The sequence below is a fragment of the Paenarthrobacter sp. 10N417 genome, from assembly GCF_056394745.1.
Genome location: NZ_JBFTIL010000007.1, coordinates 111,580 through 137,840, shown reverse-complemented (window position 1 = coordinate 137,840; position 26,261 = coordinate 111,580). Strand labels below are relative to the sequence as shown.

The window sequence follows — 26,261 nt, the reverse complement described above, 5'->3', positions numbered from 1 at the left end:
TGAGACTTAACTCACAGATACGACGACGGCGGTGACAGCCCCGCACGGGTCCGTCACCGCCGTCGTACGCGGTTTACGTCAAGGGCTACTTGACGATGCCCTTGTCTTTCAGCCACGCGGCTGCGGCATCCTTGGGGCTCTGCTTTTGGTCGCCGCTGACTGCGCGGTTCAGGTCCACGAGATCATCGGTGGTCAGGATCTTGGACACGTTGTTGAGTGCGTCCTTGGCCTTGTCCGTCATTTTGGCCTTGTTGTAGAGCGGCAATACTTGCTGGGCCTTGAAGTTGTTTTTGGGATCTTCCAGGACCACGAGGTCGTTGTCGGCGATCGAGGGTGTGGTGGTGTAGATGTCAGCCACCTGGACCTTATCCTCCAGCAACGCCTGGAGCGTCAGGTTACCGCCGCCGTCGCTGAATGGCTGCAGGCCCTTGAGCTCGCAGTTGTAATTCTTCTTCAACCCCGGGAATCCGTACGAGCGGGTCTCGAAAGTGGCCGGGGCAGCCATGGTGAAGTCCTTGCACACCTTGGCCAGGTCCTCGATGGACTTCAACTGATACTTCTCGGCTGTGGCCTTGGTTACCACCATGGCGTCCTTGTCCTCTGCCTTGGAAGCGTCCAGTACCGCCAAACCGTCCGGAAGCTTGCCAGGGAGCGCCTTGAAGACGTCCTCAGCCGAGACCTCCGTGGCCTCTGGATCCACGAAGGAGAGCAGGTTGCCGGAGTAGTCCGGGACCAGGTCCACGGACCCATCCTGGACAGCCTTGAAGTAGATCTCGCGCGAGCCGATGTTCGGCTTGGTAGTGGCCGTAAGGCCGGCCGCATTCAACGCGCCCGCGTAGATCTCGCCAATCACCTGGCTCTCTGGAAAGTCGGCCGATCCAACAACAAGCGGACCGCTGGATCCGCTGGATCCGCCGGCAGCAGAAGTGGATGGAGTGGCCAAAGGGCTGCCGCCGCACGCGCTCAAGGCGAGGGCCATACCGACGCCGGCCGCGAGGCCGCCGAGTCCACGGCGCGTAAGGGTCATGGGAACGGGATTTTTCATGGTGTACCTCCTTGAACGGCAGCCGCGGCGGGAGCTGGGGCTGTGAGATCGTCGGCCGCCGTATGGCGTCCGCTTGAGTCGAGGGTGAGGCCGGGCGAGAGAACCAGCCTCTGTAAGGCGGCCAGAACGAGGTCCACCGCAATGGCAAGGGCAGCGATCAGGAGCGATCCACCAAGCATCCGCGGAAAGTCCTGCAGGACAAGCCCATCGAATAAATACCGTCCCAGGCCACCCAGCGGCAAGTAGGCGACTACCGAAACTGTGGCAATCACTTGCAGAACAGCCGTCCGAATGCCACCGAACATCACTTGGAGGCCGTTGGGCAGCTCAACGCGAAACAGGATCTGAAGCTCAGTCATGCCCATTGCCCGGGCGCCGTCCACCACTGCGGCATCCACGCTGGAGATACCCGCGTACGTCCCGGCAAGCAACGGTGGAACCGTGAGGATGACCAGCGCCCACACCGGCGGCATCAAACCGCTGCCCGCCAACAAGGCAAAGAGGACCAATAGACCCAGGGTAGGCAGGGCCCGCAGGGCACCGGCGAGGGCCACCGCAATCACCCTGCCTCGTCCTGTGTGGCCAATGTAGAGTCCCACAGGCACTGCAATAGCCGCAGCAATGAGGAGCACCAGCCCGCTGTACTGCAGGTGCTCGGCCAGCCGGGTGGGAATGCCGCCGCTCCCCGTCCAGTGAATGGGGTTCGTCAGCCAGCCGATGGTGTCGGTAAAAACGTTGCTCATGCCGATGCACCCGGGTCCGGCCGCACTGGGGCATGGGGCAAGGACGGTCCGGCCTTCGGCTCAGTGAGCAAAGCCGTGCCGTTCTTGCGGTCGGTCCGTCCGCCAGCTGCCGCACGTGTCCACGGAGTCAGGAGGCGCTCCAGCACCACCAGGACTGCATCCATGATCAAGGCAAGGACAAGTATGGCGATGATGCCAACCACAACTTCGGTAACGAAGGTCCTCTGCAAGCCATCGGTAAACAGGATTCCAAGATTGCCGACTCCCAGCAGGGCCGCAACGCTGACCAGCGAGATGTTACTGACCGAGACCACGCGGAGCCCGGCAAAAAGAACCGGCAGGGACAGCGGGAGGTCCACCTGGAAGAACCGGGCCGAGGGCTTGAATCCCATGGCTACGGCAGCATTTCGGAGATCGTCGTCAACCGAGTCAAACGCATCCATGGCAGCACGAACCAGCAGGGCCACCGCATAGATCGTCAATGCGACTACGACGTTGAGGGGATCGAGGATGCGTGTGCCCAAGATGGTGGGCAGGATGATGAAGAGCGCCAGGGACGGGATGGTGTACAGCAAGGACGTAGCCGTAGCCACTACAGACCTCGAGGTGCTGTTGCGCCGGGCAAGCTGCGCCAAAGGAATTGAGATCAGCAGCCCAAGAAGCATCGGAACGAGCGCGAGCACAAGGTGCTGGCCGGCCAAGCCGAACACCATGCCAATGTTCGCCAGGAACCACTCCATCAGGTGGCGTCCTCCCTATGGCGGCGCACTTCCTCAATCAGGGCAAGGACTTCCGGCGCTTTCAAGACTCCGGCCACCCTGCCGTCGTCGTCCACGGCAACGCCCAATCCCGACGGCGAGGACAACGCCGAATCCAGCGCCCGGCGCAAAGTGTCTCCCTTGTGGAACAACGAACCGCCGGGGATCAGCCCGGCACCGTCCCGGGGTGAGGACCATCCGAGGGGGCGTGATTCGTCGTCGACCACCAACGCCCACTCCCCCGTCCGGCGTCCGGCGTTTTGCCCCTCGGTTGGTCCCACCATGGTTACAGGGTGGAGCCGGACTGAATCTGCGACGTCGAAGGCTAAGTGGCGGAAACCACGGTCCCTGCCCACGAAGGAGGCAACGAAATCGTTGGCCGGTGCCCGAAGGATCTCTTCCGGGGCGGCATACTGGGCCAGCTTGCCGCCAACAGCAAAGACCGCCACCTTGTCGCCAAGCACCGTGGCCTCGTCAATGTCATGGGTAACAAACACGATGGTTTTCGCCAGCTCGCGCTGCAGGCGCAGCAGTTCCTGTTGGAGTTCATCGCGAACCACTGGGTCCACGGCGCTGAAGGGCTCGTCCATCAGAAGCACCGGTGGATCGGCTGCGAGCGCCCGCGCCACGCCGACGCGCTGCTGTTGACCGCCGGACAGTTGCGAGGGATACCGCTTGCCGAGCACCGAAGCCAGCCCAACGACGTCGAGGAGTTCTGCGGCACGTTTGCGAGCATCAGCTTTGGAGATGCCGTTCAGCCGCGGAACCGTGGCGATGTTATCCAGGACGGACCGGTGCGGGAGCAGCCCGGAGGACTGCATGACATAGCCCATGGAGCGGCGAAGCTGCGCTGCCGGCACTGTGGAGACATCCTTGCCTGCCACCGTGATGGTGCCCGAACTCGGCTCCACCATGCGGTTAATCATGCGCAGGGAAGTCGTCTTGCCACAGCCCGAGGGACCGACGAGGACGGTGATGGCTCCCTTGTCGATGGACATGGTCAGGTTGTCGACGGCCGGCTGGCCGCCTTGGTATCGCTTGGTCACGCTCTGGAACTCAATCATGGCTTCAGCCATACCCGGGCCTATCTTCGGCGGACGATCTTCACCCAGCGTAGTCAGCACCACCGACGATGTCAGCGACGCCACGTATTCCGTAATGAATCGGCAATGTTCAGCGTTTGCGTCGTTTGCCGCCCTTTGCTGCGCGTTCCTCGGCCTGATCGTGCCGGTGTCGTTCCGCGGCGCGCTGTCCCCTGTCCGCGGACAGTACCTTTTGATGCCATTCGCGCTGATAGGCACGCCTGGCTGCGGCATCGTGTTTCCGGTTCAGGGCCGCCAGTTCGCGTTGCAGTTTGAGGTAGCTTCCCCAGCGGCCCGGGTCCAGGCTTCCATGGGCGAGCGCCTCCTGCACGGCACACCCCGGCTCGGCTTGGTGGGAGCAGTCGGCGAATCGGCATTGTGCGAACAACGCTTCAAGGTCGCCGAACATCTCTTCCATCCCCTCCTCAGCGTCGAACAGTCCAAACCCGCGAACACCCGGAGTGTCCATGAGCACGGCACCGCCTCCCAGCGGCACCAGTTCCCGGGACGTGGTGGTGTGCCGCCCCTTACCGTCACCGGCACGCACCTCAGCCGTTTCCTGGAGATCTCGTCMGGCGAGGGCATTGATGAGCGTTGATTTGCCGGCACCCGAAGGACCGAGCAGCACCAGCGTGGCCCCTTTCGGGATGTGCTGCCTGAGCTCCTCGAGTCCGTCGCCCTGCTCGGCGGACGTGGTGACCACCTCTACTCCGGCAGCTTGAAGAATGACTTCGCCTACGACGTCGTCTGCCAGGTCAGCGAGGTCGGCTTTGGTAATGACGACCAGCGGGGTTGCCCCGGAATCCCAAGCGGCCACGAGCGTCCGCTCCAACCGGTTATGGGTAAGAGGCCGGTCCACGGGCACTACTACCGCCACGATGTCGATGTTGCTGCCAAGGATTTGTTCCTCGGAGGATGCCTCGAAGGCGCGCTTGCGGCTCAATGCCGAATGCCGTGGAAGAACCTCGACGACGGATGGCTCACCTGCGCCGTTGTGCCCCAGCCACACCCAGTCCCCGGTGGCGGGAACCAAGCCATGCCCTGGATAGGGCAGATGGAGCAGGCCGCTGTTGGACGCCACGAGCACCCGATTCCTATCGAGACGAACTACCCGTCCCGGGGTGTTGTCGCTTGTGTCGCCGTCCGTAGCCGGGTTGGTGCGGAAGAGTTCAGCGGTGCTTTCGGTATAGCCGTAGCCTGTTGGGCCTTTCAGGTGGTTGCCGTCGCCGGCGCTGCTGAAACTGATTTTTGGGTCGCTTGAAGAAGCGTAAGTTTTCACGTTGGAACCTCTGCTGAGGCCCGGCCGCCTAGTTTTGGCAGGCTGATGCCGGGACAGGAATGGTGGTGTGATGATGGTGCGCCGCGCTTGAGTGCGGGGCGCGCAGGATTATGGCAATCATCATTTCCACCTCCTCGGCATCCAGGCCGGCAGCTGGTGGGCCGGCAACGTTCTACAGCGTAGCCAAGCCAGTGGGCTTTGGCTAGGTCTTTGAAGTCGCGACTAGTTGAGCTTCCCGCCAGCAGGCCGCTCATTGTGCAGTCGCAACGCCACGTCCACCAGGGACACCCGGTTGAGTTTCCCGATGTCCTCCAGGGGAATCCATGCCGCATGGGTGGTGCTGCCGTCCACCTCGTGCGTCAACTCGCCACCGACGATCGTAGCTTCGTAGACCAGTCGGAGTGCCTGGAAGTCCCGCAGCGTACCGTCCGCCAGGGCTTCCGCGGGCCAGTGCCCGACGTCGATGCCCAGCATGCGATCAATGCGGGCCTCGTAGCCGGTTTCCTCAAAGACCTCGCGGCGGCATCCGTCCACGGGATGCTCCGCAAGGTCCAGCCCCCCGCCCGGCAGCGTCCAGCCTTCCTTGCCGTCCTGCTTCCAGTAGGCCAGAAGAATCCGGTCCTCATGAATGATGACGGCGTAGGCGGCAGGGCGGGTGTCGAACTCCAGGGTCATGGTGCCAGCTTAGTTGGCAGCTCAGTTGTCAGTCGGTCGGCAAAGGCGCTACGGCAATTCGGCCGCCGCTATCGGCCCCGCCTCTTCCGGGCCAAGGTCCGGCCCGTCGCGGAGCTCGACGACGGTCCCCGGCTTGGCGAGCTCCAGCACCTTGATGCTGTTCCGGCCAATCTTCACCAGAGGTGCCGGGGCGTACAGGGTGACCTGCGGCCCCTTGTCCCAGTACCGTCCCAACAGGAATCCATTGAGCCAGACGAAGCCCTTTCCAGAATCAGGGAGTGCAATATACGTATCCGCCGGTTCCGCAACCTCGAACTCGGCTCCCGCCAGTCCTTCAAGGTCTTCGGCCGCCCATTCAGCCAAAGCCACGGGCGTCTGCGTCCACTGGAAGGTGTAGCGCTGGTTGATCAGGACGCCGCCAAGGATGCCTTTGCCATGTCCGGTCAGGGGGCCATAGTTGATGCGGCCTAGGTTCTCCACCAGAATCTCCAGCTTGGCCGGGACGCCGGTTCCGGTGACAACCAACCCTTCGGCCGCGTTGATATCGTCAAGGACGCCGGCATACTGTCCGTCGACCCAGATGTAGGCGCGGTCATTCAACCCTGTGATTTTGAGGCGGCTCTCCACGGGAGCCCCGGGGCGTCCCGGGAGCGTCGCTTTGGCTGCATAGAGGACCATGCCGCCGTCGAGCCCCAGCTGTTCAAAAGTGAGCGGTTTGACGCTGTTTACTGGCTTGCCCGAATCGCGAACGAGCTCCAACAGGTCCCGGCCCTCTGTCAGGGCGAGGGACTGCGCTGGAAGGACCGGAGCATCCGCGAACAACCCAGCCGGCAGTTCAGGAAGGTCCTCGATGCCCTGGGCGCGGTAGAACTCCTTGCGGAAGGCATGGAATTTCGGCGTTAATGCTCCGTTCTCGGCAATGGGGGCATCGGAGTCGTAGCTGGTGACTGTTGGCTGGAGCATGGTGCCATCGTGGTTGCTGCCCGATCCCAGGCCGAAGTTCGTACCGCCATGTGCCATGTAGAGGCACACCGATCCACCAGCATCGAGCATCTTCCGTGCTTCTGCAGCGGCGTCACTGGCATCGCGGCGATGGTGGTGTTCGCCCCAGTGGTCAAACCAGCCACCCCAGAATTCGACGTTGAAGAAGGGCTCGTCGGGCCGTCGCCTCTTCCAGGTTTCAATTGCCTCATCGCCCCGGCTTCCCAAAGTGGCCGCCGCCCACGTTCCATCCACGGAGCCGCCGTCGAGGAAATAGTCGGTTCCGCCGTCGGCTGTGAAGAGCATCTCAGTGATCCCTCGCTCTTCCAGGGCACGGCGGTTCCAGCGAATGTAATCGTGGTCGTCGCCGTAGCTGCCATATTCGTTCTCAATCTGAACGGCGACCACGGGACCACTCGCCGATGCCTGCCGGGATGCGATATGCGGGAGAAGGTGATCGAACCACTCCTCGATCGCGGCCGTAAACTGTGGATCCATGCAGCGCAGGCCAATGCCAGGGATTCCGGTGAGCCAGGCCGGGAAGCCGCCGTTGTCCCATTCCGCGCAAATGTAGGGGCCTGGCCGGACAATCACGTCCAAACCTTCCTCAGCGGCGAGGTCGATGAAACGGCCGATATCCCGCCAGCCTGTAAAGTCCGGTGCCTCTTCGCGCTTAGGCTGGTGGAAGTTCCAGGCAACGTAGGTGTCCACAGTATTGGCGCCCATGGCCTTGAGTCGACGCAGCCGGTCCTGCCACAAATCAGGGTGAACGCGGAAGTAGTGGATGGCTCCGGCAAGGATGCGATACGGTTCACCCGAACGGTAGAGGACGGCGTCGTGGTAGCTCAAAACGGCGTTGTTCACACGGAACAGATTAGCTCAACTTCCAACATTTATGCACAGGTGATGAACACATGACCAATCTTGATACTTCCCCGGCGGAGCAAGTCTGCCCCGCTGCCCCTGAAGGACAAGGCCCGTGCGTGCAGTTATGGCCTGAGCGTGAAGTTCCCCTGGGCGGCGTCCGGGCCATGAACGTGTTCCGCACGCTGCCCCAGCGCGGCTTGCCCACCGTTGGCGCCTGGTGCTTCCTGGACAGTTTTGGTCCGGACCGTGTGGCAATGAGCGTTCTCCCCCACCCTCACAGCGGCCTCCAAACCGTGACATGGCCGCTGGAAGGGGCCGTGCGGCACCGCGACAGCGTGGGAAGCGATGTGGTGGTCAAACCGGGTGAACTGAACATCATGACCGCCGGCCATGGAATCTCCCATTCCGAATTCTCGGTCCTGCCTGCAGCTACGCTGGCCGGGGCTGATGACGAGATTCCCATGTCGCGGGGACTCCAGTTGTGGGTTGCACTCCCTGACGAACACCGGCACCGCGAACCCTCCTTCGAGCAACACACCAAGCTTCCAGTGGCTGTTGGCGAGGGCTACACAGCAACCGTGATGGTGGGCGAATTTGCCGGTCAACGTTCCCCGGCCACAATGTTCAGCCCCATCGTCGGCGCTGACATCACCGGCGCAGGTACACTCCAGCTTCCGCTGCTTCCGGAGTTTGAGCATGCCGTGTTGGTGCTGGACGGCCACTTGAACATCGACGGCGAAGACATCGAACCAGGCCCCCTGGCCTACCTCGGCGCCGGCAGGCAGAACCTGATCGTAGAGGCCCAACCGGATACCCGTTTCATGCTTTTGGGTGGCGAACCGTTCGGGGAAGACCTCTTGATGTGGTGGAACTTCGTGGGACGAACGCATGAGGAAGTGGAAAAAGCGCGTTTGGAATGGGAAGCCGAAGGCCTGCTCGACGACGACGCTGCCGCCACTTCACGCTTCGGCTTGGTCCAGGGCCATGGTCCAGACGCAGGGCCGGAAGCCGGACGAATCCCTGCGCCGCCGCTTCCGGGCGTTAAGCTGCGTCCCCGTACCCGAGGCTGACGTCCTCGGACACGGGGCTGAAGTCCCGGACCCGAGGCTGAGTTTAAGCCGCTATGCCCGCTGCTCGGCCACAAGCATAGGGACGCCGAACACTGGGTCCTGCTGGAGAATCCGGACATCGACGATGCCCTGCTCGGCCAGCCGCGCCTTGAATGATTCCTGCAGGCGGTGGACGTTCATGCCCAGTCCGCTGCCCAGGATTACGGGACCATCCAAGCCGAGTTGTCGAACGGCCTGTTTGGCCAAGTCAGCCAAGTCCCTGCCCGCTTGGTCCACCAGACGTGAACTGGTTTCATCATCGGCGTCCGCAGCTTCGACGACGAGCCGCGCTTTTTGTGCCCAATAACGGCGACCCGTTTCCGGGGAGTGGAACAAGGCGATCAGTTTGCCAGGCTCTTCCACTCCACAGGAATTCAGCAAGGCACGGCTCAGGGTATCCGGCTCAAGTCCCTGGTTCATCCGCCGCAGGCTGTGGCGCACGGCTTCGCGGCCCAACCAGTAACCGCTCCCCTCGTCGCCCAGAAGATAACCCCAGCCTCCGGCCCGGGCCTCCTCACCGGCCGCGTTCCTACCCCACGCGGCAGAACCAGTTCCGGCAATCACGGCCACGCCCGTGCTTGCTCCCCCTGCGGCCAGGAGCAGCCGGGAATCGTGAACCACCGTAATGCGTGCCCCGGGGACATGCGGAGAAATGAGGTCGGCGAGCGCTTGCGCGTCCTCATCGGTATCAATTCCTCCGGCACCGGCGTAGACCTCGTCAATATCACCGCCGCCGATCTTTCCGAAAAGCTCAGCGAGATTTGCCATGGCCTCTTCGCGGCTTACGTTCTGCACATTGGAGCTTCCGGCGCTTTCGTCCAGGACGGGAACGCCGTCTTCGAACCTCACGCCCCGCGTTTTCGTTCCGCCGATATCCAACCCGATCACGGTACCGGTGAGTGCCTCCGGGGACGTGTGGGAATGCATGGCAGAGTCAAGATTGTTCACCGTGAAAGACTAGCTTGGAGCGCCCCGAGGAGAAACCGCAATGTCGCATTCCCTGTTTGATACGCCTTTCATTGCAGCGCCCATGGCTGGCGGAACGTCCACTGCCGCCCTGGTACAGGCAGTTCAAGCCGGCGGCGGTTTGGGTTTTCTCGCCGCCGGCTATAAAAGCCCCGAGGCCATGACGGCCGAGATCGCAGCTGCGCGTGCAATGGGCATCCGATTCGGAATGAACGTTTTTGTACCGGATATGGCGCAACTCTCCCCGTCCCCGGCGGCTCGCGCGAGGATGGAGGCGTACCGGACGGAACTTGAAGCAGAGGCGGCCCGCTACGGCGTGGCAGTCCCGGCCCTCCGATTTGATGACGACGACGCCTGGCAGGACAAAATCGACGCGTTGATCGCGGGTCCTGTGGAGTTCGTCAGCTTCGCCTTTGGGCTGCCGGGACGCTCGGTGGTCAAGGCCCTGCAGAAGGTCGGAACTGCTGTCATCGCCAGTGTGACGAGTGTTGCCGAGGCCCTTGCCGCCGCGGAGGAGGGCCCGGATGCCCTTGCGGTGCAGCATAGTTCCGCAGGAGCACACACGGCGGCGTTCCTCGCCGCCGGCCCAGGAGAAAGCACCACGACGGCGGGTCTCATCGCCCAGGTGCGTACCGCCGTCGACCTTCCCTTGATTGCAGCCGGCGCGATCAGCGACGGTTCAGCGCTTCGCGGAGTCCTGGCCGCTGGTGCGGCAGCCGCGCAAGTTGGTACGGCGCTGATACGCACGGAGGAAAGCGGAGCCCGGCAAGCGCATAAAGATGCCCTCGGCGATCCGCGCTATTCGGAGACAGCCAGGACCCGGGCCTTTACGGGGCGCTTCGCCCGCTCGCTGGTCAACGAGTTCGTCCGTGATCACGAGGATGCGCCGGAGGGCTATCCGGCAATCCATCATCTGACGGCGCCGATCCGGGCAGCAGCATCGGCGGCCGGTGATCCTGAGCGCCTCAATCTGTGGGCGGGCACCGGTTGGCGATCCGCAAAGGAAGGATCTGCGGAGGATGTCGTCAGGAGTTTCCTGAACGTGCTCTGACAAGCTCGGCCAGCAACGCTTCGCCCTCCCTGACCACCAGCTCACGGAAGAGCCTGACGGCGTCGGGTTCGAAGGTGCGCTCCCGCCAAGCCATGCCGATCTGCCGGAAGGCAAGCTCGGATTCGATGGCAACTTCAACAAGTCCCAACTCGGCCCCCGGCAGGAATTGGCCAGTTCCGGAGCCCGGCCCGGCGGGAGGCAGGATGCTGAAGCCAAGTCCGGCCGCGACCAGCCCACGGACAGTGTGGGATTCCTGGACTTCAAAGGCGGTCCGCGGACGGAAACCTGCTTCGCGCAACAACGCTTCACCCAGAGCCCGGAGGCCGACGCCGGCGGGCAGCGTCACATAGGGCTCGTGCCGCAGCTCGGAGAGGTGCACGCTTGAGCGGCTCGCGAGTGGGTGCCGATAATGCAGCACTACGCGCAGCGGCTCCCTGTAGAGAGGCAGGGAGTGGATGCCCCTGCCGTCCGGGGCGATCGGTGCAGTGAGGGCGAAATCTGTATCGCCCTTGGCCAGTTCTTCCAGGCAGTCATCGCGCGGACCCTGCCGGAGCTCGAAGACCGTATGCGGATGGCGACCGCGGTAGGCGCTGATGAGCAGGGGCAGCGTCGCTTCCCCAAACGTGTGCTGGAACGAGACCCCGATCCGTCCCCTGACCACGTCCGACTCGTGGCGAACCCTATCCAATCCGGCTTGGAAGTCTTCCAGCGCCGCTTCGATATAGGGCAGCAATGTTCTTGCCGCTGGAGTCAGGCGGATGCCACGCCCATCACGAACAAGAAGATCCATCCCCACAATCGCRCTTGCCCTGGCCACTGCACGGCTCACCGTGGACTGGGGAACGCCGAGGAGCTCAGCCGTTTCCGTCATATGCTCCGTCCGGCCCAATTCTGCCAGGACGGGTAGGAGCGGCAGGAGTTGCACAAGCTGTTGGTGATCCGGTTCCATGCGCCTGCCGTTCCGCTCCAGCATCAGTACGAAAGTCATGCATTCCTGCATGAATCATAAGCGAATCATGCATTGGAACGCACAGTCCAGGAAGCCTAGTCTGGGCCAGTGACTAAAACAGCTATGAGCGTTACACCATGGGACGGGCATGCCAAGGGTTCCCGTGGCTACCGACGCGTGCTTGCCGCATTGGCCTTGGCCGGCGTGGCTACGTTCGCCCAGCTGTACTCAACCCAGGCGGTCCTGCCACTCATGGCAGCCGACCTCCGCATCTCGGCAGCAGAAGCCGCACTGAGTATCTCCCTGGCCACCGTGGGACTTGCCGTCAGCGTCCTGCCGTGGTCATTTGTGGCAGACAGGATCGGCCGGGTTCGTGCAATGGCCATGGGCATCGGAGCAGCAACAGTGCTGGGGCTGGTTGTTCCACTGGCACCGACCGTTCCACTGGTCCTCGGACTGCGCGCTCTTGAAGGCATGGCCCTGGGCGGAATCCCAGCCATAGCGATCGCGTACCTCAACGAAGAAGTCACCAAGATCCACACCGCACTGGCGGCCGGAAGCTACGTTGCTGGAACCACGCTCGGCGGACTTGCCGGACGCTTGGTCGCGGGTCCAGTGGGAGAACTGTGGGGGTGGCGGGCAGCTGCGCTGGCAGTGTCCCTGCTGGCCACCGTCTCCGCGGTCCTGTTCCTGGTGCTGGTACCCAAACAGCGACGCTTCATGCCCGTACCGCCGAAGGGATTCCGCGGAGCCTTGCGCACACTGCGAGGCCATTCCACGAATCCCAAGCTGTTCTCCCTTTACCTTCAGGCATTCCTGCTCATGGGCGGATTCGTCGCGGTCTACAACTACCTCGGATTCCGGCTCCACGGTGAACCATTCGGACTTCCCACCACTCTGGTGAGCCTCATTTTCCTGGCCTATCTGTCCGGAACCGTGAGCTCCCGGTGGGCGGCCGGACTCACCACGCGCTTTGGGCGGCGCACTGTCCTGCTCTTTGGGATTGCCATGATGATCGCGGGACTCGCCCTCACGTTGGCAGAGAACCTCGTGGCCACGTTGATCGGCCTCGTAGTGTTTACTGGAGGCTTTTTCGCAGCCCACAGCGTGGGTTCCGGTTGGACCGGTGCCATCGCCACAACAGGCCGCGCCCAAGCGGCATCACTCTATAACCTCTCCTACTATTTGGGGTCCAGTGTCATCGGCTGGGCGGGGGGCCTGGCTTTCCAGGCGTTCGGGTGGCCGGCTTTGGCGTGGAGCGTCATGGGCCTTGCCATCACGACGGCGGTAATCACCGCCGTCGTACATCGCTCACCGTCAGCGCAAAGCAAGCCGCTTTCGGCACCGGAACCCCTATAATCGTCAGGCATGACAGAGATCACAAGTTCCCGGGAGCTATCCTCGCCGGAACGGCTGCAGGCGTTTACCGATGCCGTGGTAGCGATCGCTTTGACGCTGCTGATCCTCCCCCTCATGGAGAGCGTTGGTGAACTGGCTGATCATCACGGCACGACAGCCCAGTGGTTCGCCGAGGAGCGGTATCCCCTCCTGGGATTCGTCCTGAGCTTCGTCCTCATCTCTGTTTTCTGGGTTCACCATCACCGGCTCTTCCGCAACGTCCGTCTTGTGGACTCAGTACTCTTGTGGCTGACTATTGCCTGGATGTTCACCATCGTGTGGATGCCGGTGGCAACTGCACTGTCAACGCAAATGCATGCAGATTGGGCGCAGCCGCTTGTCTACATAGGCACGCTTTTCGCTACGAGTTTCCTGCTGCTGGCCCGCGTCTATCTTCGCTCGCACCCACACTTGCATGACCTGGACGAGGCGGCCACGAGGTCCGGGATCCAGGCCGGGACCATCGTGGCGGCGCTCTTTCTCGCCGCGCTGATCCTGGCTCTCATAGTTCCAGACTTGGGAAACCTGCCATTGCTCCTCATGGTGCTCAGTGAGCCACTGCAACGGCTCGCCCGGCGTCGGAGCCTCAAGAACAGCGAGCGACAGCCCTTGGACCCAACCCCAAAATAATCCACGTAGTACCCGCGCCATTACGGACAAATATTCGGGAAGTGCCATCTGGAACGAATGGTTAGCCAGGATTTCAGTGATTATGATGAATGAAAGGCAATTTCAGGAGGATCCGTGAGCAACCCCGCGAAGAATGTTCGGCCAACGTCAGGCAGCGCCGAGCCGCTGGACGCCATAGATGAACGGATCCTTGCCGCCCTGGTGGAGGACGCCCGCATCTCCAACAAACAGTTGGCAGAACTAGTGGGAATCGCTCCGTCCACTGCGCTGATGCGGACAAGGGCCCTGTCCGAACGCGGGATCATCGAAGGCTTTGAGGCGATCCTCAGCCTGCCGGCCATCGGCCGCTCGGTGCAGGCGCTCATTGCCGTCCGTCTCCGCGCCCACGATCGGGACCAGATCGACCGCTTCACCGCACGCGTCCCTAAGCTGCCCGCAGTGATCTCCACGTTCCACACCACGGGTTCCGTTGACTATCTTCTGCATATTGCAGTCGCCAACACCGACGACCTCCGCAACTGGCTGCTGGATAACCTCGCGACTGATCCGGTGGTTGGCCACACGGAAACCACCATGGTCTTCCAGCACATCCCGGGCAACCGCGGTCCGCTCCCCGAGTAGCTCAGGCGCGCCTGGCACCCCGGAGTGACGCCGCGGCAAGTGCCAGCGCTGCAACCCCACACAGCACGGTAAAACCAACGACGGCGGTCTGCAAGCCAAATACCGAGACCGCCATTCCCAAACCAATCACCGGAACTGCGCTCCCCAAATAGGTGATGACGTATACCGTGCTGATGACCTGTGCATGCCGGGCTGCCTCTACTTTCCCGGCAACGTCGTTGAACACCTGACGGAACGCGATGCCCTGCCCTGCCCCCGCAGTGATGCTGGCGGCAACCAGCAACCATGGACTCGACCAAGAGGCGGCAGCTCCCACCAGGACTATCGAGATGCCCAGCACCGCCAGGGCAACGGGGACCAGGTAGCGTCCGCGTACTCCTACCAACTGGCTGAGTGCCGAAGCACCCAGGGTCACCCCAGCTAGCAGCCCGATAAGGGGTCTGGAATCAGCATGCACCACCGTTGCGAAATATCCGGGAGCCAGCGACAGGCAGAACCCAAAGACTGCGAAGCTCAGGAAGCCCACTGCCGATGCCATCCAAAAGGCACTGCGGGCGTGACTGGAAATGGCGGGTTTTCGTGGAGCGAGAACCTTGAACGCCGGCTTTCCTGCAGCGGGCGCAATCGCGGGCCTTGCCTTGAGTAGCCACAGTGGAATAAGCGTGGCAAGCAGCACCCCGGAATGGATGTAATAGGGCGTCCGCGTAGGGTCCGGAAGCAGCGACAGGAGACCACCGATGGCGGGTCCGGCAGCCACGCCACCAGCCGAGGAGAGCAACGTGAAGCGCGAAGCCCAGTCAGGCCGCTGGGGCAACAGTTCACGCAGGGCTGCGGAACTGGCCCCGGTGGCCAGCCCTACTGCCACGCCTTGGAAGGCCCTGCCGAGGGACAACATGCCAAGACTGTCCGCATTCGCGAAGATGATGCCGCCCACCAAACCCATGACGACGGCAAGCACCAGTGCCGCCCGCCTCCCAATGTGATCGGACCAGTGCCCCGCCACGATGAGAGCCACAACAAGCGCCAGCACGTAGCTGGCAAAGGCCATCGTGACGTCCAAGGAGGACATACCCAGGCGGGCCTGCAGCAAAGGATAGAGAGGCGTGGCAAGGTTTGCGCCCACAAGCAGCGTGAACATCACTATGCCGGCCAGGACCAGCCTTGCAGTGGTGGTGGCATCCCAACTCCAGACGCCGGCTTTGGCCGGACGCATGCGGAGTTCGCTCAAGACAGTCATTTCCGTGCCTTTGATTCGGGGCCGCGGGGGTTCCTTGTGGGATGGAGGGCGCAGCCAGGTTTCGGTAGCAACAGATTGCCGCAGTATTGCGCTCAACGAAGCAGGAACGTGCGAAAATTGAGCAAAATACTCAAAGTAGTCTCGTCAAAGTAAGCCGGAGTGACCATTTGAATACCTTGGACCCCATGGACTTGAAGATCCTGCTGGAACTCATCAAGGACCCCCGCATCCAGATCGCCGAGCTCAGCGATTCCCTCGGCATTGCCCGCAATACCGCGCAGAGCCGCCTTAAACGGCTGCTCCGGTCCGGGGTGCTCCAGGCAGCAGGCCGCGAAGTGGACCTCGAAAAGGTGGGGTACGACGTCGTCGCTTTCATCACCATTGAAGTAACGCACCGCGAACTCGACGGCGTCATCGGCGCCTTGCGGCTGATTCCACAGGTGCTGGAAGTCCACGAAATCTCAGGCCGCGGAGATCTGTGGTGCCGTGTGGTGGCAACGGACACCCATAACCTGCAATCCGCGCTGAGGTCCGTCCTGCGGACCAAGGGCGTCATCCGAACGGAAACTGTCCTGGCCCTCCACACACATATCCCCTACCGCACCGAGCCATTGATGGAACGGTTGGCCGGAACCACCAACACGCGGTCAGCATGAACGCTTGAACACCGGTTCCAGCGCTCCGCCGCCACTAGGCTTTTGAGCATGGATTGGCTCTCACACATAACGCACATCAACTGGCTCGCTATCCTCCTGGCTTTCGTATCAAGCCTGGTGATCGGGTTCGTTTGGTACATGCCAGCCGTCCTGGGGCGCCGGTGGATGCAAGCGATCGGCAAAACCGAAGAGGACCTCAAAAACATCGACGGCGGTGCGGGCATCTGGATCCCCATGATGCTTGCCGCGGCGCTCACCAGCATTCTCCTGGCCATCCTGATCAGCGCCCTGGAGCTCAACACTTTCCTTGCCGGCGGCCTCTTCGCCCTGATCCTGGCCTTGGTTTTCCGCGCCGGAGGACATGTCATCCACAATGGTTTCGCCGGGCGCCCCTCTGAGGTGACCGTTATTGATGCGGGGCACGACATCCTCGCCATGACCATTGCCGGGGCCATCATCGGTGCCATGCAGTAGCGTTCACTCGTGACCATCATTGATAACGCCGTCTATGTAGAGGGCGTGCGCACAGCCACCCCACACAACCTGGAGCAAACTTTCGAGACACTCTCGGAGCAAGGTGGCATGGCGTGGATCGGGCTTTACCGGCCCACCCGGTACGAGATGGCCGCCGTCGCCCACGAATTCGGCCTCCACGAACTCGCAGTGGAGGACGCCGTTTCAGCGCACCAGCGGCCAAAGCTGGAGCGCTACGACAACAACCTCTTCACGGTCCTGCGCCCCGCCCGGTATCTGGATGCTACCGAGACGGTGGAGTTCGGCGAGCTGCACATCTTCACCGGTCCCAATTTCGTGGTGACCATCCGGCATGCTGAGACCGGCGGAGTTGCGCGTGTCCGCCATCGTTTGGAGCAACGCCCGGATCTCTTGCGGCATGGACCGGAAGCGGTGCTGTATGCCCTCCTGGACCAGGTGGTGGACGATTACGCGCCTGTTGTGGCCGGACTCGAGAACGACATCGACGAAATCGAAGACCAGCTCTTCAGCGGCGATACAGCGGTTTCTCGACGGATCTATGAACTTGCGCGCGAAGTCATCCAATTCCAAAGGGCCATCCAGCCTCTTCCGGACATCATGGTGCTACTGGAGAAGGGCTTCGAGAAGTACGGCGTGGACATCGAGCTCCAGCGATCCCTCCGCGACGTAGAGGACCACGTCCAGCGCGTCATCTCCAGGGTGAACTCCTTCAGGGATCTCCTGCAGAACGCCCTGACCCTTGACGGCACGCTGACAGCGAACCGCCAGAACGAGGCGAGCGCTGCGCAGAACGAACAGGTCAAGAAGATTTCCTCGTGGGCCGCCATTCTGTTCGCTCCCTCCTTTGTGGCGGGCGTTTATGGCATGAACTTCGACCACATGCCAGAGCTGCACTGGGACTTCGGTTATCCAATGGCTATCGGGCTCATGGTTGGAGCAGCAATGCTGATGTACCTCATTTTCAAGCGGAAAGGCTGGCTGTGACGCCGCTATTCCCGCAACCAGGAAACCGTACCCAACGAGGGCAAGGCAACGGGGAAACCGTCCTGGCGCTCTTGGAGGGCATCTCGCACGACGCCGGACGGTCAGGTTTCCAGCTTGAGTCCAGCCAGCATGAAGCAGCGCAGCGGTTGGCAGCCTTCGGTGCAGCGGTAACGGGCCGTCGTCGTACGCAACAGCAGAGGACGCCGCGAAGCATCTATCTTCACGGACCTGTGGGTCGCGGCAAAACGTGGCTCATGGACAGTTTCCATGACAGGCTCCGGGCCCGGAAACGTCGCGTCCACTTTCACGATTTCTTCCGCAAGCTCCACGCCGGAACGCACCGTCCCGTTTCCGCGGATGGAACAGCCATACAGCACTCAGTGGATGTGCTCCTGGCGGACATCGATGTCCTGTTCTTTGATGAATTCCATGTCCATGACGTTGGGGATGGAATGTTAATCGCGCGACTACTGCGAACCGCGGCACAGCGCCGGATTCCCTTGGTGGTCACATCCAACTACGCCCCGGACGACTTGCTGCCTAATCCCCTGTGGCACGACCATTTTGTGCCCACCATCGAAGCCATCAAAGAGATGATGGAGATTGTGGAGATCAACGGCCCCGCCGATTTCCGGCGTTTTCCTGCAGCAGGCACCACTCCCGGCGACGCGCCCAAGGCCTTCAGCTCTGGCCGGATCATCACGCCGGGCACGCCCAAACAACTGGGACGGTTGGGGCTCTTCCGTCCAGACGCGTCCCAAAGCCGTGTCCTGACCCCAACAACGCAACCGATCGTGGTCAAGAACGCAGACCCGGACCTGCTCTGGGTGGGGTTTCCGGAATTGTGCGCGGGGCTGACATCCACAGCGGACTACCTGGCCTTGGCGCACAGTTTCAAGACGTGGGTCATCGACGACGTTCCCTCCCCTGCCGTGGGCGACCCTGCTTCCGCGCCCGCATGGCAGCGGTTCAGCAATGCCATGGACGTGCTTCACGATCAGGACATCACCTTGTTCCTGATCGGCAGGGGACCCCTGGAGTGGGATGCAGAACCCGCCGGCAGTGTCCTGCCCGTGGATCTGGCCCGGATAGCCAGCCGTCTGTCCCTGTTGGGCAGGTCCGACCACGACGATGCCCGGGCAATCGAAGAGGCCGCCGGAAGCTGAGCTTCGGGCGGCCCCGGGACCTGTTTTCGGCCTGGGAATTTCGACCTCGGGACGGTGTTGGCCCTTTGGGTTTCTTGCCGCTAGATCACGCCACCGGCAGCAGACGGCGCACTTGAATCACGCCCAGCATCGCCAACGCTCTCACGGGCAACGTAATTCTCGATGTCGAAGAGGTTTTCCGCCCGCTCTGTGATGTTTAGAAGCGTGGTCATGGAGGCAACTTCCTCAACCTGTTCCTTCAGGAACCACAGCATGAACTGTTCGCCCAGGGCGTCGCCCTCTGCGCGGGCGGCGCGGAACATCTCCTCAATGTTGCGCGTGACTTCCCTTTCCTGCTCAAGGGCCAAAGCGATGGGTTCCTTGGCGTTGGCGAAGTTGTTGCGAACCGGGGCGATGCCGGGAATCTCGACGGGTACGTTACGGTCCAGCATGTACTGGACCATCATCATGGCGTGGTTCCGCTCCTCGAGGGACTGGCGGTAAAAATGCCGGGCAAGTTGCGGCAAGTCCTGACCGTCAAAATACACGGCTACTGCAATGTATTGCTGGGAGGCCGCAAACTCATTGGCGACCTGAACGGACAACAGCTCATTGAATGTCTTCTTAGCCATGGCACCGATCCTACAGCCGGGCTAAGACAGCCAGGAGCGACCTGTTAAGCCAGCAGCACAGCGAACCAAACACCGGCAGCGGCAGCCCCGACGCTGACAGCCATGGAACCCAAGCCGTTGACAAGCGCCAGCCCCATCCGCCCGCTCTGCACCAGCCGGATGGTCTCCAGGCTTGCCGTGCTGAAGGTGGTGTAGCCACCCAGGAAACCAGTGCCGAGGATGAGTTGAAGGGATTCGGGGGCCTGCCCTTGCATCACCAGGCCAGCCAGGAACCCGAGGAGCAAGGAGCCGGAAACATTGATGAAGATGGTGGCCCATGGCAGGGCCGTACGAAGACGTGCCCGGATGAGCCCGTCCAGAATGAATCTGGCAGCCGCGCCCAGTCCCCCGGCGAGGGCCAACAGAACTACAGTCATTTCGCACGCCTGTGATGCCATGCGGCGAGCCAGATTCCGGTTGTGGTTGCCACCGCCCCACCCAGCAGGCTCACACCCAGATAACTTGCAGCACCAGTCGTGTCTCCTGCGGTAAACAGGTGAACCGCATCCAATGCGAGCGTGCTGTAGGTGGTGTAGGCACCCAGAAAGCCCGTACCCAAGGCGAGGCGCAGCATCCGGCGACGTCCGACGTCGGGCCCCCTCCTCGCCAGCCCCTCCAGCAAAGCGCCGAGCGCCAAGGCGCCGGAAAGGTTGATGAGGAGGATGGGCAACGGCCAGGATCCTGGCGCCGGAATCAAGAGTCCGAGGCCATAGCGGGCGAGCGCCCCCAGGACGCCGCCTACGGCCACCATTCCAATGAACCCCCAGTGAAGATGGACCGGACGCCTGATCTCAGTCGTCATCATCCACCGGTACCCGTGGCTCAACGGGTACAACGAGCACAGGACGGTCTTGGCGGTGGAAGAGCTGCCGGGCAATGGAGCCCGCCGTCAGTTCTTTGATGGCTGAACCGAGCTTGCGGTCCCTGGAGCCCACCACAATCATGGACGCCCCGATGTCTTCTGCCTCACGCGCCAACGCCCGTGCCGGCTCCCCTGCCAGGGAAACGATGGACCAGTTCAGATCAGCTTCGGCCAACTGGGTGGCAATTGCTGTCCGCACGGATTCCGGGGCGCTCTCGGCATCGTCATCCACGCCGTCGGGATCAATCGGGGCCGACGGACCGCCCGTGGTGCCGTCCACGGGATAGGCCGTCACGTCGACGAACGCGCACACCAGTGGGAGCCCGGCGCTCAGCGCCACCTCAGCGGCGCGCTCGACGACGACGGGCCGCTGCCCGGGCATGACACCTACCAGGATGGGGCCGGCGAGGCCTTTGGGTGCTGGGATCCCGGTCATGGTGAAGTCCTCCTGTCAGACTTTCTTTACGACGCTGGACTTGAGCTGCATGGGGCCGAATCCGTCCACTTTGCAGTCAATATCGTGATCCCCCACCCCGTCGACGAGGCGGATATTCCGCACTTTGGTGCCCACCTTGATGGCCGTGGCGCTGCCCTTGACTTTGAGGTCCTTGACCACCGTGACGGTGTCGCCGTCGCTCAGAATATTGCCCACCGCGTCTTTGATGACGTGCGCCTGCACATCACTCTCGGCGGTGGGTGACCATTCGTGGGCGCACTCAGGGCAAACGAGCAGCACGCCCATCTGGTAGGTGTATTCACTGGAGCATTCGGGGCACGGAGGCAGGGAGTCGTTCACAGAGTAATTCTAAGGCGCCATCCACTGCCGCCCGGCTCTTCAACCACAGCCCGATCGCGTGCCTCGGTCACAACCATATTACGAAGGCGCGCCGCCGAATCTGTTGCCCCATGTCGGATCGACACATAGGCTCAATAATGTGAGTGGCGGGGACGGTGATCCGACAAGCGGTACCGACCAGCGACCCGTGAAGGAAAAACAAGCATGGCTACAGGCACAGTAAAATGGTTCAACGCTGAAAAGGGCTTCGGATTTATTGCCCCGGACGACGGTGGCCCGGATGTATTCGCCCACTATTCCGCAATTACCTCCAGCGGATACCGTTCCTTGGACGAGAACCAGAAGGTCCAGTTCGACATCACCCAAGGCCCCAAGGGACCTCAGGCGGAGAACATCCAACCCCTCTAAACTCCCACAAGAAACCGGCCAGGCACGTTGTGCCTGGCCGGTCTTGTTGTCGGCGAAATCTGTGGAGCTAAGGAGATTCGAACTCCTGACCTCTTCGATGCGAACGAAGCGCTCTACCAACTGAGCTATAGCCCCTGGGCACGGCGTCTACGGCCAGGCCAGTGTCCCTAGGCTACAAAGTTTCCCGGCGCTTTTCCAACCACGACACGAACGTTTCAGTGCCATACCTTTGCTCGGGCATGAGGTTGAGTCCTGCGCGCAGGTAGGCGCCCATGGYACCCGGCAGTGGGACTTCCAGAACCTTGCCTCGTGCGCCAGTAATGGCTTTCCACGACGCCGCCATGTCCTTCATGGCCAGGACCTCGGGGCCGCCAACGGTTCTGACCCGGTGCTGCTCGGGAGAAGGCGGTTCCAGCGCAGCTTCGAGCAATGCAGCTGCGGCTTCCCTGGGTGAGATCGTCTGGAACCGCACTCCCTTGAACACCGGAATCAACCGTATCTTTGCACCCGCACTAAAGATCATTTCGACCAGGCTGTGGAATTGCGTGGCTCTGATAACCACCGTTTCCAGTTCGGCCCTCGCGTAGACCCGCTCCTTTGCCGCTTTGGAGACATAGTAGGAATGGGCGCTCTTGTCGCAGTTGATAATCGACAACGCCACAGCCCTGCGAACACCTGCCTGGTGAGCCATGCCAAGAAGACGCTCGCCGCCGTCGGCAAATTGCTTTTGGGCTCTCCCGAACTGGCCCTCAAGGCAATCAATGACGACGTCGGCACCCGCAAGCGCAGCTGCCAGACCATCGCCTGTGGTGACGTCGCCTGCAAAGTAGCTGGCGCCGTCGTGATGCTTCTCCGAACCGGGAGGCGGCACACGGCGACTCAGGACGGATACTGTGTGCCCGGCGTCGAGCGCTTGGCGAACAACTTCACGGCCTACCTGTCCGGTGCCACCCGCAACACAGAGCGTGGTCATGCCGGGCTAGGCGCGGCGACGCTGCAGGACATCGTCCAGGTTGCTCAAGGCACTCTGCCCCTTGGATGCAGTGCGCACCTGCGCAGCTGCTGCGGCCTCCGCCTGCTCAACACTTTGCTTCAGCACCGGCTTGCCCACAGGCTTGGGAGCGTCAGGAAGATCCAAAGGCTCCGGAGCGGGGCGCGGCGCCTTCGCGGCACCAACGTAGGTGGGCTTGGGAACCTCAACCGGTTCCCAGCTGGCATCCTCGGAACCAGCGGCCGCTTCAGTGGACCTGTCACCGGCGGACTTGTCACCAGCAGACTTGTCTCCGGCCGCTAAGGCAACAGCCAAGGCAGCCTGGCGTAGTTCCACGGCCGAAAGGCGTGCGGCTTCCAGCTTTCCGGCCTCAGCATCGAAAACCGGAGTTTCCTTGGCTTCGACAGGCGCTTCCTTTGGCAAGTACCGTGCCGGGGTTTGGATGGGCACCACTGGCGCAGCCCGCCGCGCACGGCGTTCACGGAGATCCCGGAGGGCGAGTCGCCGCAAAGTCACCACGGCAAGTACCGAACCAACGAACGACACCAACGGCAGCCAGACATTACCGGTGCCGAACAGCCGCAGCACGCCCGAAACAATGGCAGTCAGCAATAAAGCAAGGCCGGCAAGAGCCAAGGTGAGCCGGGCATAACGGATCGTAAAGGGAGTTGTGGGCGGCTTCCTGGCAGACGACTCAGCCACGCTGGATTCCTGGGGCGACGCCGGTGCTTTGCTGTGCATGGTCTCCATCGGTTTCTCCTGCCGGGGTGCCAAAGTCAGTACCACCCCTGCCTGCGTTTCGTCTGGTTCGTCGTCAAATGCCTCTGCTGAAAGAGTGGCCGCCTGGACCTGCTGCCGTCTGTTCCGAAGAACGTAAGGAGCGACCCATACCATCCAAAGCGCGACAGTGACCACAAGGATCACTGAGCTGCTGAGAGGGAAGTCCACATTCAAAACCGTAGAAGCAAATCATCAGGGGCGGCGGCATTGCGGTCGGTGTGTCGTCGGCGAGTCCACAAATGAATGGAGATACGGCTCAAAAGGGGCTATGACCTGCCTGTTCTTCCTCTAAGCCAGGCGCCAAGGAGTCCCTGCGGAACCTCCTCCGAGGTCAGTGCGAATGAGCGATGATCCGCCCACTCGCCATTGATGTGCAAGTACCTCAGGCGGTAGCCTTCGTCCCGGAATCCGAGCTTTTCCACCACCCGGAGACTTGGTGCGTTCTCAGGCCGGATATTGATTTCCATCCTGTGCAGGCCCAGGGTCCGGAAGCAGTGGTCCGTAGCCATGGCAACTGCCGTGGGAGCAATGCCGTGCCCGGCGCGTTCCTTGTCAACCCAGTAACCCAAGGTAGCCATCATCGCCGAACCCCACACGATGGATGAGACCGTCAATTGCCCCACAATCTGCGGCTCACGGAACCCCTCGGTCCGCTCCGTGATGAGGAAGGGCAAAGCCGTGGACTGCCGGGCTTGCGCATTCAGGGATGCCACCATTTGACGGTAACTCGGCAGGCGCCCACCCGGCGCAGGATTGGATGCCTCCCAAGGTGCAAGCCATTCACTGTTCCGCGAACGGACTTCAGACCACTCCCGCTTGTCGCGGTAACGGATGGGCCGGAGCACCAAGGCTCCGCTTTCCAGCGTTACCGGCCAGATCGCAGAGCCGTACACCGGTGTTATTTGGGAAGGCCGGCAGTGAACGTTGGAAGCCACTCGCGGAGCTCGGGGCCCAGGTCATCGCGTTCGCATGCCAACTCGATGCAGGCCTTCAAGTAGCTCAACTTGTCACCGGTGTCATAGCGGCGCCCACGGAAGACAACGCCATAAACGCCGTAGCCTTCACCTTTCCCGGCAGCCAGAACCTCAAGGGCATCCGTCAGCTGGATTTCTCCGCCGCGTCCGGGAGCAGTGTTCTCCAGGACGTCGAACACTGCCGGGTGCAGAACGTAGCGACCGATCACCGCGAGGTTGGATGGAGCTTCTTCGGGGGACGGCTTTTCCACCAGCTGCTTGATGCGGACGTAGCCGTCTTCACCGTTTTCCTCGACGTCGGCGCAACCGTAGGCGCTGATCTTCGAAGGCTCAACTTCAATGAGGGCAACGACAGAACCGCCGGTCTTCTGCTGGACAGCGATCATTTCGCTGAGCAGGTCCTCGCGGGGATCGATCAGGTCATCGCCCAGCAGAACGGCGAAGGGCTCGTACCCGACGTGCTGCTTTGCACGCAGGACCGCGTGGCCAAGGCCGTTGGGGTCGCCCTGACGGACGTAGTGGATGTCGCCCAGGTTGGTGGCGGACTGGATGGCCTCCAGCTTGGCAGTATCGCCCTTCGCTGCCAGCGTTGCTTCCAACGCCGGCACCCGGTCAAAGTGATCTTCCAGGGCGCGCTTGCTGCGCCCGGTGATCATCAGGACGTCGTGCAGGCCAACCTTCACCGCTTCTTCGACGACGTACTGGATGGCTGGCTTGTCAACCACGGGCAGCATTTCCTTCGGCATCGCCTTCGTGGCGGGGAGGAACCTGGTACCAAGACCCGCTGCGGGGATGACGGCCTTACGGACAGCATTGTTATCGAGAGTCACCGGACTAATGTAACGGAAGGAATACATCAACGGGTAAACCCTCGCCGTGGCAAGACGCAGAAACAGCCCTTGAACTGGAGCGGATTTGCTGCTTTACGTAGACCACGGTAGCCCGCGCGAATCTCATGATCGGAGAAAAATGGCATCGAAGGAAGACATCCGCAGCAGCCGACGCCTGTACAGGCGCGGCCTCACCAAGGAGCAAGTAGCCGAAGCGGGCGAGGCGATTGCACCGCACGGCTTGGCGTGGGCCCGGAAGATTTCGGCCGGATCCCCCCGGACCTTCGCGATCTACGTCGGCGTGTCCCACGAACCCCCAACCATGCCCCTGATCGCAGGCCTCCACAACGCCGGCCACCAGGTCCTGCTTCCCGTCTGCGAAGCCGGACGCCAGTTGAGCTGGGTCTACTGGACGCCGGAGACGGTCTTCGTCCGGTCCGACTACGCACCCATCGACGAACCCGAAGGCGAGCGTTTGGACAGTGCTGTTGTGAGCGCTGTTGCGGGCATCTTCATGCCGGCCACCGCTGTGGACCGGGATGGCAACCGCATCGGACAGGGCGGCGGCTACTACGACCGCCTCCTCCAACGCCTGGACAGTTCCGGTGGGCGGCCACCCACCATTGCGGTGGTGTACGACGACGATGTGTTGCCTTCCGGAGCTATCCCCGCCGAGCCTTTTGACCGCCCGGTGCCGGATGCCTTGACACCCTCGGGAATCATCGCGCTTGGCGGCGGAGAGTGACCTGGTTGACGCTACGTGAAGCCGCCCACCTACGTGGAGTTGGCAGATAGCGAATGAGCGGGATGCTGATGATAGAATTGGCACTCAGGCCCTGCGACTGCTAATGCGGAGATTCTCCGCCACGGCTCCACAGGACCTGAACCTTGTCCTGAAGGAGGAACTCAGTGCCCACATACGCATACGCCTGCAAAGACTGTGACCATGCCTTTGACATCGTCCAGTCCTTCTCTGACAGCTCCCTGACGGAGTGCCCTGAATGCCAGGGCGCGCTCCGCAAGAAGTTCAACAGCGTCGGCGTTGTCTTCAAGGGCTCGGGCTTCTACCGCACGGATTCGCGCGATGCCAAGGGCAGCACCGTCTCCGCTGCGCCCTCCTCCCCGGCGACTCCGACCCCGGCTGCCACGCCTGCACCAGCGGCTGCAGCCGCAGCAAGCTAGCAGCACTTTTCCACACCAGTTACTTTTCCACATAGGGCACCCGGCCGCTGTTGGGCGGCCGAGCCCGGTGGCTAACGTGGCGTCATGCCACTAAAG

The 26,261-nt window shown here is 62.2% G+C and carries 31 protein-coding genes and 1 tRNA gene; 12 read left to right on the top strand and 20 right to left on the bottom strand.

Annotated elements, in window-relative coordinates; genetic code table 11:
* Window positions 1–85: 85 nt before the first annotated feature.
* From AC1DCM_RS10645 to AC1DCM_RS10615, 7 genes are all read right to left on the bottom strand, one after another.
* Window positions 86–1,045, bottom strand: coding sequence for an ABC transporter substrate-binding protein (locus AC1DCM_RS10645; protein ID WP_477518209.1), 960 nt, complete (start codon window positions 1,043–1,045; stop codon window positions 86–88).
* Complete coding sequence (locus AC1DCM_RS10640) at window positions 1,042–1,788, bottom strand: ABC transporter permease (RefSeq protein WP_477518208.1); 747 nt, start codon at window positions 1,786–1,788, stop codon at window positions 1,042–1,044. Before AC1DCM_RS10640 ends, AC1DCM_RS10645 begins: the two co-directional genes overlap by 4 nt.
* Entirely contained in the window at window positions 1,785–2,528 is a 744-nt protein-coding gene (locus AC1DCM_RS10635) for an ABC transporter permease (RefSeq protein WP_477518207.1), read from the bottom strand. Before AC1DCM_RS10635 ends, AC1DCM_RS10640 begins: the two co-directional genes overlap by 4 nt.
* Window positions 2,528–3,622, bottom strand: coding sequence for an ABC transporter ATP-binding protein (locus AC1DCM_RS10630; RefSeq protein WP_477518206.1), 1,095 nt, complete (start codon window positions 3,620–3,622; stop codon window positions 2,528–2,530). The genes AC1DCM_RS10635 and AC1DCM_RS10630 overlap by 1 nt, the downstream gene beginning before the upstream one ends.
* Window positions 3,623–3,719: 97 nt before the next feature.
* On the bottom strand, window positions 3,720–4,907 hold the full coding sequence (gene rsgA, locus AC1DCM_RS10625) for a ribosome small subunit-dependent GTPase A (protein ID WP_477518205.1): 1,188 nt from the start codon (window positions 4,905–4,907) through the stop codon (window positions 3,720–3,722).
* Between the two features lie 222 nt (window positions 4,908–5,129).
* Complete coding sequence (locus AC1DCM_RS10620; RefSeq protein WP_477518204.1) at window positions 5,130–5,582, bottom strand: NUDIX hydrolase; 453 nt, start codon at window positions 5,580–5,582, stop codon at window positions 5,130–5,132.
* Between the two features lie 48 nt (window positions 5,583–5,630).
* Complete coding sequence (locus AC1DCM_RS10615) at window positions 5,631–7,427, bottom strand: glycoside hydrolase family 35 protein (RefSeq protein ID WP_477518203.1); 1,797 nt, start codon at window positions 7,425–7,427, stop codon at window positions 5,631–5,633.
* Window positions 7,428–7,477: 50 nt separating this feature from the next.
* Here AC1DCM_RS10615 and AC1DCM_RS10610 point away from each other — a divergent pair, with 50 nt between their 5' ends.
* Entirely contained in the window at window positions 7,478–8,500 is a 1,023-nt protein-coding gene (locus tag AC1DCM_RS10610) for a pirin family protein (protein ID WP_477518202.1), read from the top strand.
* A gap of 51 nt (window positions 8,501–8,551) precedes the next feature.
* Here AC1DCM_RS10610 and AC1DCM_RS10605 read toward each other — a convergent pair whose 3' ends face one another.
* Window positions 8,552–9,487 carry an N-acetylglucosamine kinase gene (locus tag AC1DCM_RS10605; RefSeq protein WP_477518201.1) on the bottom strand — a complete coding sequence of 312 codons (936 nt, stop codon included), beginning with the start codon at window positions 9,485–9,487 and terminating at the stop codon, window positions 8,552–8,554.
* A 40-nt stretch (window positions 9,488–9,527) separates the two neighbouring features.
* Here AC1DCM_RS10605 and AC1DCM_RS10600 point away from each other — a divergent pair, with 40 nt between their 5' ends.
* Complete coding sequence (locus AC1DCM_RS10600; protein WP_477518200.1) at window positions 9,528–10,556, top strand: nitronate monooxygenase; 1,029 nt, start codon at window positions 9,528–9,530, stop codon at window positions 10,554–10,556.
* On the opposite strand, the gene AC1DCM_RS10595 is transcribed toward AC1DCM_RS10600, so the two are convergent.
* Window positions 10,531–11,505, bottom strand: coding sequence for a LysR substrate-binding domain-containing protein (locus tag AC1DCM_RS10595; protein ID WP_477518359.1), 975 nt, complete (start codon window positions 11,503–11,505; stop codon window positions 10,531–10,533). The genes AC1DCM_RS10600 and AC1DCM_RS10595 overlap by 26 nt on opposite strands.
* A gap of 123 nt (window positions 11,506–11,628) precedes the next feature.
* On the opposite strand from AC1DCM_RS10595, the gene AC1DCM_RS10590 reads away from it, so the two are divergent.
* From AC1DCM_RS10590 to AC1DCM_RS10580, 3 genes are all read left to right on the top strand, one after another.
* A complete protein-coding gene (locus AC1DCM_RS10590) occupies window positions 11,629–12,864 on the top strand; it encodes an MFS transporter (protein ID WP_477518199.1) in 1,236 nt (411 codons plus the stop codon).
* A 9-nt stretch (window positions 12,865–12,873) separates the two neighbouring features.
* The gene (locus AC1DCM_RS10585; RefSeq protein ID WP_477518198.1) at window positions 12,874–13,533 is read left to right on the top strand and encodes a TMEM175 family protein; all 660 of its coding nucleotides are present in this window, start codon (window positions 12,874–12,876) and stop codon (window positions 13,531–13,533) included.
* Window positions 13,534–13,647: 114 nt separating this feature from the next.
* Window positions 13,648–14,154, top strand: a complete 507-nt coding sequence (locus AC1DCM_RS10580) for an Lrp/AsnC family transcriptional regulator (RefSeq protein ID WP_216925167.1) — start codon at window positions 13,648–13,650, stop codon at window positions 14,152–14,154.
* 1 nt (window position 14,155) lies between these two features.
* Here AC1DCM_RS10580 and AC1DCM_RS10575 read toward each other — a convergent pair whose 3' ends face one another.
* On the bottom strand, window positions 14,156–15,391 hold the full coding sequence (locus tag AC1DCM_RS10575; RefSeq protein WP_477518197.1) for an MFS transporter: 1,236 nt from the start codon (window positions 15,389–15,391) through the stop codon (window positions 14,156–14,158).
* Between the two features lie 185 nt (window positions 15,392–15,576).
* Between AC1DCM_RS10575 and AC1DCM_RS10570 the strand changes: the two genes are divergently transcribed.
* From AC1DCM_RS10570 to zapE, 4 genes are read left to right on the top strand one after another with little or no spacing between them, the layout of a single operon-like run.
* The gene (locus tag AC1DCM_RS10570) at window positions 15,577–16,047 is read left to right on the top strand and encodes an Lrp/AsnC family transcriptional regulator (protein ID WP_477518196.1); all 471 of its coding nucleotides are present in this window, start codon (window positions 15,577–15,579) and stop codon (window positions 16,045–16,047) included.
* A gap of 48 nt (window positions 16,048–16,095) precedes the next feature.
* A complete protein-coding gene (locus AC1DCM_RS10565) occupies window positions 16,096–16,521 on the top strand; it encodes a DUF1761 domain-containing protein (RefSeq protein WP_477518195.1) in 426 nt (141 codons plus the stop codon).
* Between the two features lie 9 nt (window positions 16,522–16,530).
* Entirely contained in the window at window positions 16,531–17,526 is a 996-nt protein-coding gene (corA, locus tag AC1DCM_RS10560; RefSeq protein WP_477518194.1) for a magnesium/cobalt transporter CorA, read from the top strand.
* A complete protein-coding gene (zapE, locus tag AC1DCM_RS10555; RefSeq protein WP_477518193.1) occupies window positions 17,523–18,692 on the top strand; it encodes a cell division protein ZapE in 1,170 nt (389 codons plus the stop codon). Before corA ends, zapE begins: the two co-directional genes overlap by 4 nt.
* Window positions 18,693–18,772: 80 nt before the next feature.
* Here the strand turns inward: zapE and AC1DCM_RS10550 are convergent, their stop codons facing one another.
* Genes AC1DCM_RS10550 through AC1DCM_RS10530 form a run of 5 tightly spaced genes read right to left on the bottom strand, consistent with a single transcriptional unit; the run spans window position 18,773 to window position 21,000 of the window.
* Window positions 18,773–19,303: a ferritin gene (locus AC1DCM_RS10550; RefSeq protein WP_477518192.1), complete on the bottom strand. Its 531-nt coding sequence runs from the start codon at window positions 19,301–19,303 to the stop codon at window positions 18,773–18,775.
* Between the two features lie 44 nt (window positions 19,304–19,347).
* Window positions 19,348–19,719 carry a fluoride efflux transporter CrcB gene (crcB, locus tag AC1DCM_RS10545; protein ID WP_477518191.1) on the bottom strand — a complete coding sequence of 124 codons (372 nt, stop codon included), beginning with the start codon at window positions 19,717–19,719 and terminating at the stop codon, window positions 19,348–19,350.
* A complete protein-coding gene (locus AC1DCM_RS10540) occupies window positions 19,716–20,147 on the bottom strand; it encodes a fluoride efflux transporter FluC (protein ID WP_477518190.1) in 432 nt (143 codons plus the stop codon). The genes crcB and AC1DCM_RS10540 overlap by 4 nt, the downstream gene beginning before the upstream one ends.
* Window positions 20,134–20,640, bottom strand: coding sequence for a universal stress protein (locus AC1DCM_RS10535; protein ID WP_477518189.1), 507 nt, complete (start codon window positions 20,638–20,640; stop codon window positions 20,134–20,136). The genes AC1DCM_RS10540 and AC1DCM_RS10535 overlap by 14 nt, the downstream gene beginning before the upstream one ends.
* Window positions 20,641–20,655: 15 nt before the next feature.
* Entirely contained in the window at window positions 20,656–21,000 is a 345-nt protein-coding gene (locus AC1DCM_RS10530; protein WP_477518188.1) for a zinc ribbon domain-containing protein YjdM, read from the bottom strand.
* 204 nt (window positions 21,001–21,204) lie between these two features.
* Between AC1DCM_RS10530 and AC1DCM_RS10525 the strand changes: the two genes are divergently transcribed.
* Window positions 21,205–21,408, top strand: coding sequence for a cold-shock protein (locus AC1DCM_RS10525; RefSeq protein WP_144648155.1), 204 nt, complete (start codon window positions 21,205–21,207; stop codon window positions 21,406–21,408).
* A 62-nt stretch (window positions 21,409–21,470) separates the two neighbouring features.
* Here AC1DCM_RS10525 and AC1DCM_RS10520 read toward each other — a convergent pair.
* The 5 genes from AC1DCM_RS10520 to galU all read right to left on the bottom strand — a co-directional run bounded on the left by AC1DCM_RS10520 (window position 21,471) and on the right by galU (window position 25,010).
* Window positions 21,471–21,543: transfer RNA gene (locus tag AC1DCM_RS10520), tRNA-Ala, on the bottom strand.
* A gap of 37 nt (window positions 21,544–21,580) precedes the next feature.
* The gene (locus AC1DCM_RS10515) at window positions 21,581–22,381 is read right to left on the bottom strand and encodes an SDR family oxidoreductase (RefSeq protein WP_477518187.1); all 801 of its coding nucleotides are present in this window, start codon (window positions 22,379–22,381) and stop codon (window positions 21,581–21,583) included.
* A gap of 6 nt (window positions 22,382–22,387) precedes the next feature.
* On the bottom strand, window positions 22,388–23,314 hold the full coding sequence (locus AC1DCM_RS10510) for a hypothetical protein (protein ID WP_477518358.1): 927 nt from the start codon (window positions 23,312–23,314) through the stop codon (window positions 22,388–22,390).
* Between the two features lie 131 nt (window positions 23,315–23,445).
* Window positions 23,446–24,072: a GNAT family N-acetyltransferase gene (locus AC1DCM_RS10505; protein WP_442004120.1), complete on the bottom strand. Its 627-nt coding sequence runs from the start codon at window positions 24,070–24,072 to the stop codon at window positions 23,446–23,448.
* A 5-nt stretch (window positions 24,073–24,077) separates the two neighbouring features.
* A complete protein-coding gene (gene galU / locus AC1DCM_RS10500) occupies window positions 24,078–25,010 on the bottom strand; it encodes a UTP--glucose-1-phosphate uridylyltransferase GalU (RefSeq protein ID WP_477518186.1) in 933 nt (310 codons plus the stop codon).
* A 112-nt stretch (window positions 25,011–25,122) separates the two neighbouring features.
* Between galU and AC1DCM_RS10495 the strand changes: the two genes are divergently transcribed.
* Window positions 25,123–25,728 (top strand): 5-formyltetrahydrofolate cyclo-ligase, encoded by a 606-nt coding sequence (locus tag AC1DCM_RS10495; RefSeq protein WP_477518185.1) that lies wholly within the window; start codon window positions 25,123–25,125, stop codon window positions 25,726–25,728.
* Between the two features lie 164 nt (window positions 25,729–25,892).
* Window positions 25,893–26,165: an FmdB family zinc ribbon protein gene (locus AC1DCM_RS10490; RefSeq protein ID WP_442018786.1), complete on the top strand. Its 273-nt coding sequence runs from the start codon at window positions 25,893–25,895 to the stop codon at window positions 26,163–26,165.
* Window positions 26,166–26,261 lie beyond the last annotated feature (96 nt).

Excerpts from the sequence above, each read along its gene's own strand:
- AC1DCM_RS10540 (WP_477518190.1), bottom strand. The coding sequence starts at position 20,147 with ATGATGACGACTGAGATCAGGCGTCCGGTCCATCTTCACTGGGGGTTC.
- AC1DCM_RS10585 (WP_477518198.1), top strand. The coding sequence starts at position 12,874 with ATGACAGAGATCACAAGTTCCCGGGAGCTATCCTCGCCGGAACGGCTG.
- AC1DCM_RS10535 (WP_477518189.1), bottom strand. The coding sequence starts at position 20,640 with ATGACCGGGATCCCAGCACCCAAAGGCCTCGCCGGCCCCATCCTGGTA.
- AC1DCM_RS10525 (WP_144648155.1), top strand. The coding sequence starts at position 21,205 with ATGGCTACAGGCACAGTAAAATGGTTCAACGCTGAAAAGGGCTTCGGA.
- AC1DCM_RS10600 (WP_477518200.1), top strand. The coding sequence starts at position 9,528 with ATGTCGCATTCCCTGTTTGATACGCCTTTCATTGCAGCGCCCATGGCT.
- AC1DCM_RS10645 (WP_477518209.1), bottom strand. The coding sequence starts at position 1,045 with ATGAAAAATCCCGTTCCCATGACCCTTACGCGCCGTGGACTCGGCGGC.
- AC1DCM_RS10640 (WP_477518208.1), bottom strand. The coding sequence starts at position 1,788 with ATGAGCAACGTTTTTACCGACACCATCGGCTGGCTGACGAACCCCATT.
- AC1DCM_RS10575 (WP_477518197.1), bottom strand. The coding sequence starts at position 15,391 with ATGACTGTCTTGAGCGAACTCCGCATGCGTCCGGCCAAAGCCGGCGTC.
- AC1DCM_RS10495 (WP_477518185.1), top strand. The coding sequence starts at position 25,123 with ATGGCATCGAAGGAAGACATCCGCAGCAGCCGACGCCTGTACAGGCGC.
- AC1DCM_RS10590 (WP_477518199.1), top strand. The coding sequence starts at position 11,629 with ATGAGCGTTACACCATGGGACGGGCATGCCAAGGGTTCCCGTGGCTAC.
- crcB (WP_477518191.1), bottom strand. The coding sequence starts at position 19,719 with ATGACTGTAGTTCTGTTGGCCCTCGCCGGGGGACTGGGCGCGGCTGCC.
- AC1DCM_RS10565 (WP_477518195.1), top strand. The coding sequence starts at position 16,096 with ATGGATTGGCTCTCACACATAACGCACATCAACTGGCTCGCTATCCTC.
- AC1DCM_RS10550 (WP_477518192.1), bottom strand. The coding sequence starts at position 19,303 with ATGGCTAAGAAGACATTCAATGAGCTGTTGTCCGTTCAGGTCGCCAAT.
- AC1DCM_RS10630 (WP_477518206.1), bottom strand. The coding sequence starts at position 3,622 with ATGGCTGAAGCCATGATTGAGTTCCAGAGCGTGACCAAGCGATACCAA.
- AC1DCM_RS10635 (WP_477518207.1), bottom strand. The coding sequence starts at position 2,528 with ATGGAGTGGTTCCTGGCGAACATTGGCATGGTGTTCGGCTTGGCCGGC.
- AC1DCM_RS10620 (WP_477518204.1), bottom strand. The coding sequence starts at position 5,582 with ATGACCCTGGAGTTCGACACCCGCCCTGCCGCCTACGCCGTCATCATT.
- AC1DCM_RS10570 (WP_477518196.1), top strand. The coding sequence starts at position 15,577 with ATGGACTTGAAGATCCTGCTGGAACTCATCAAGGACCCCCGCATCCAG.
- galU (WP_477518186.1), bottom strand. The coding sequence starts at position 25,010 with ATGTATTCCTTCCGTTACATTAGTCCGGTGACTCTCGATAACAATGCT.
- AC1DCM_RS10610 (WP_477518202.1), top strand. The coding sequence starts at position 7,478 with ATGACCAATCTTGATACTTCCCCGGCGGAGCAAGTCTGCCCCGCTGCC.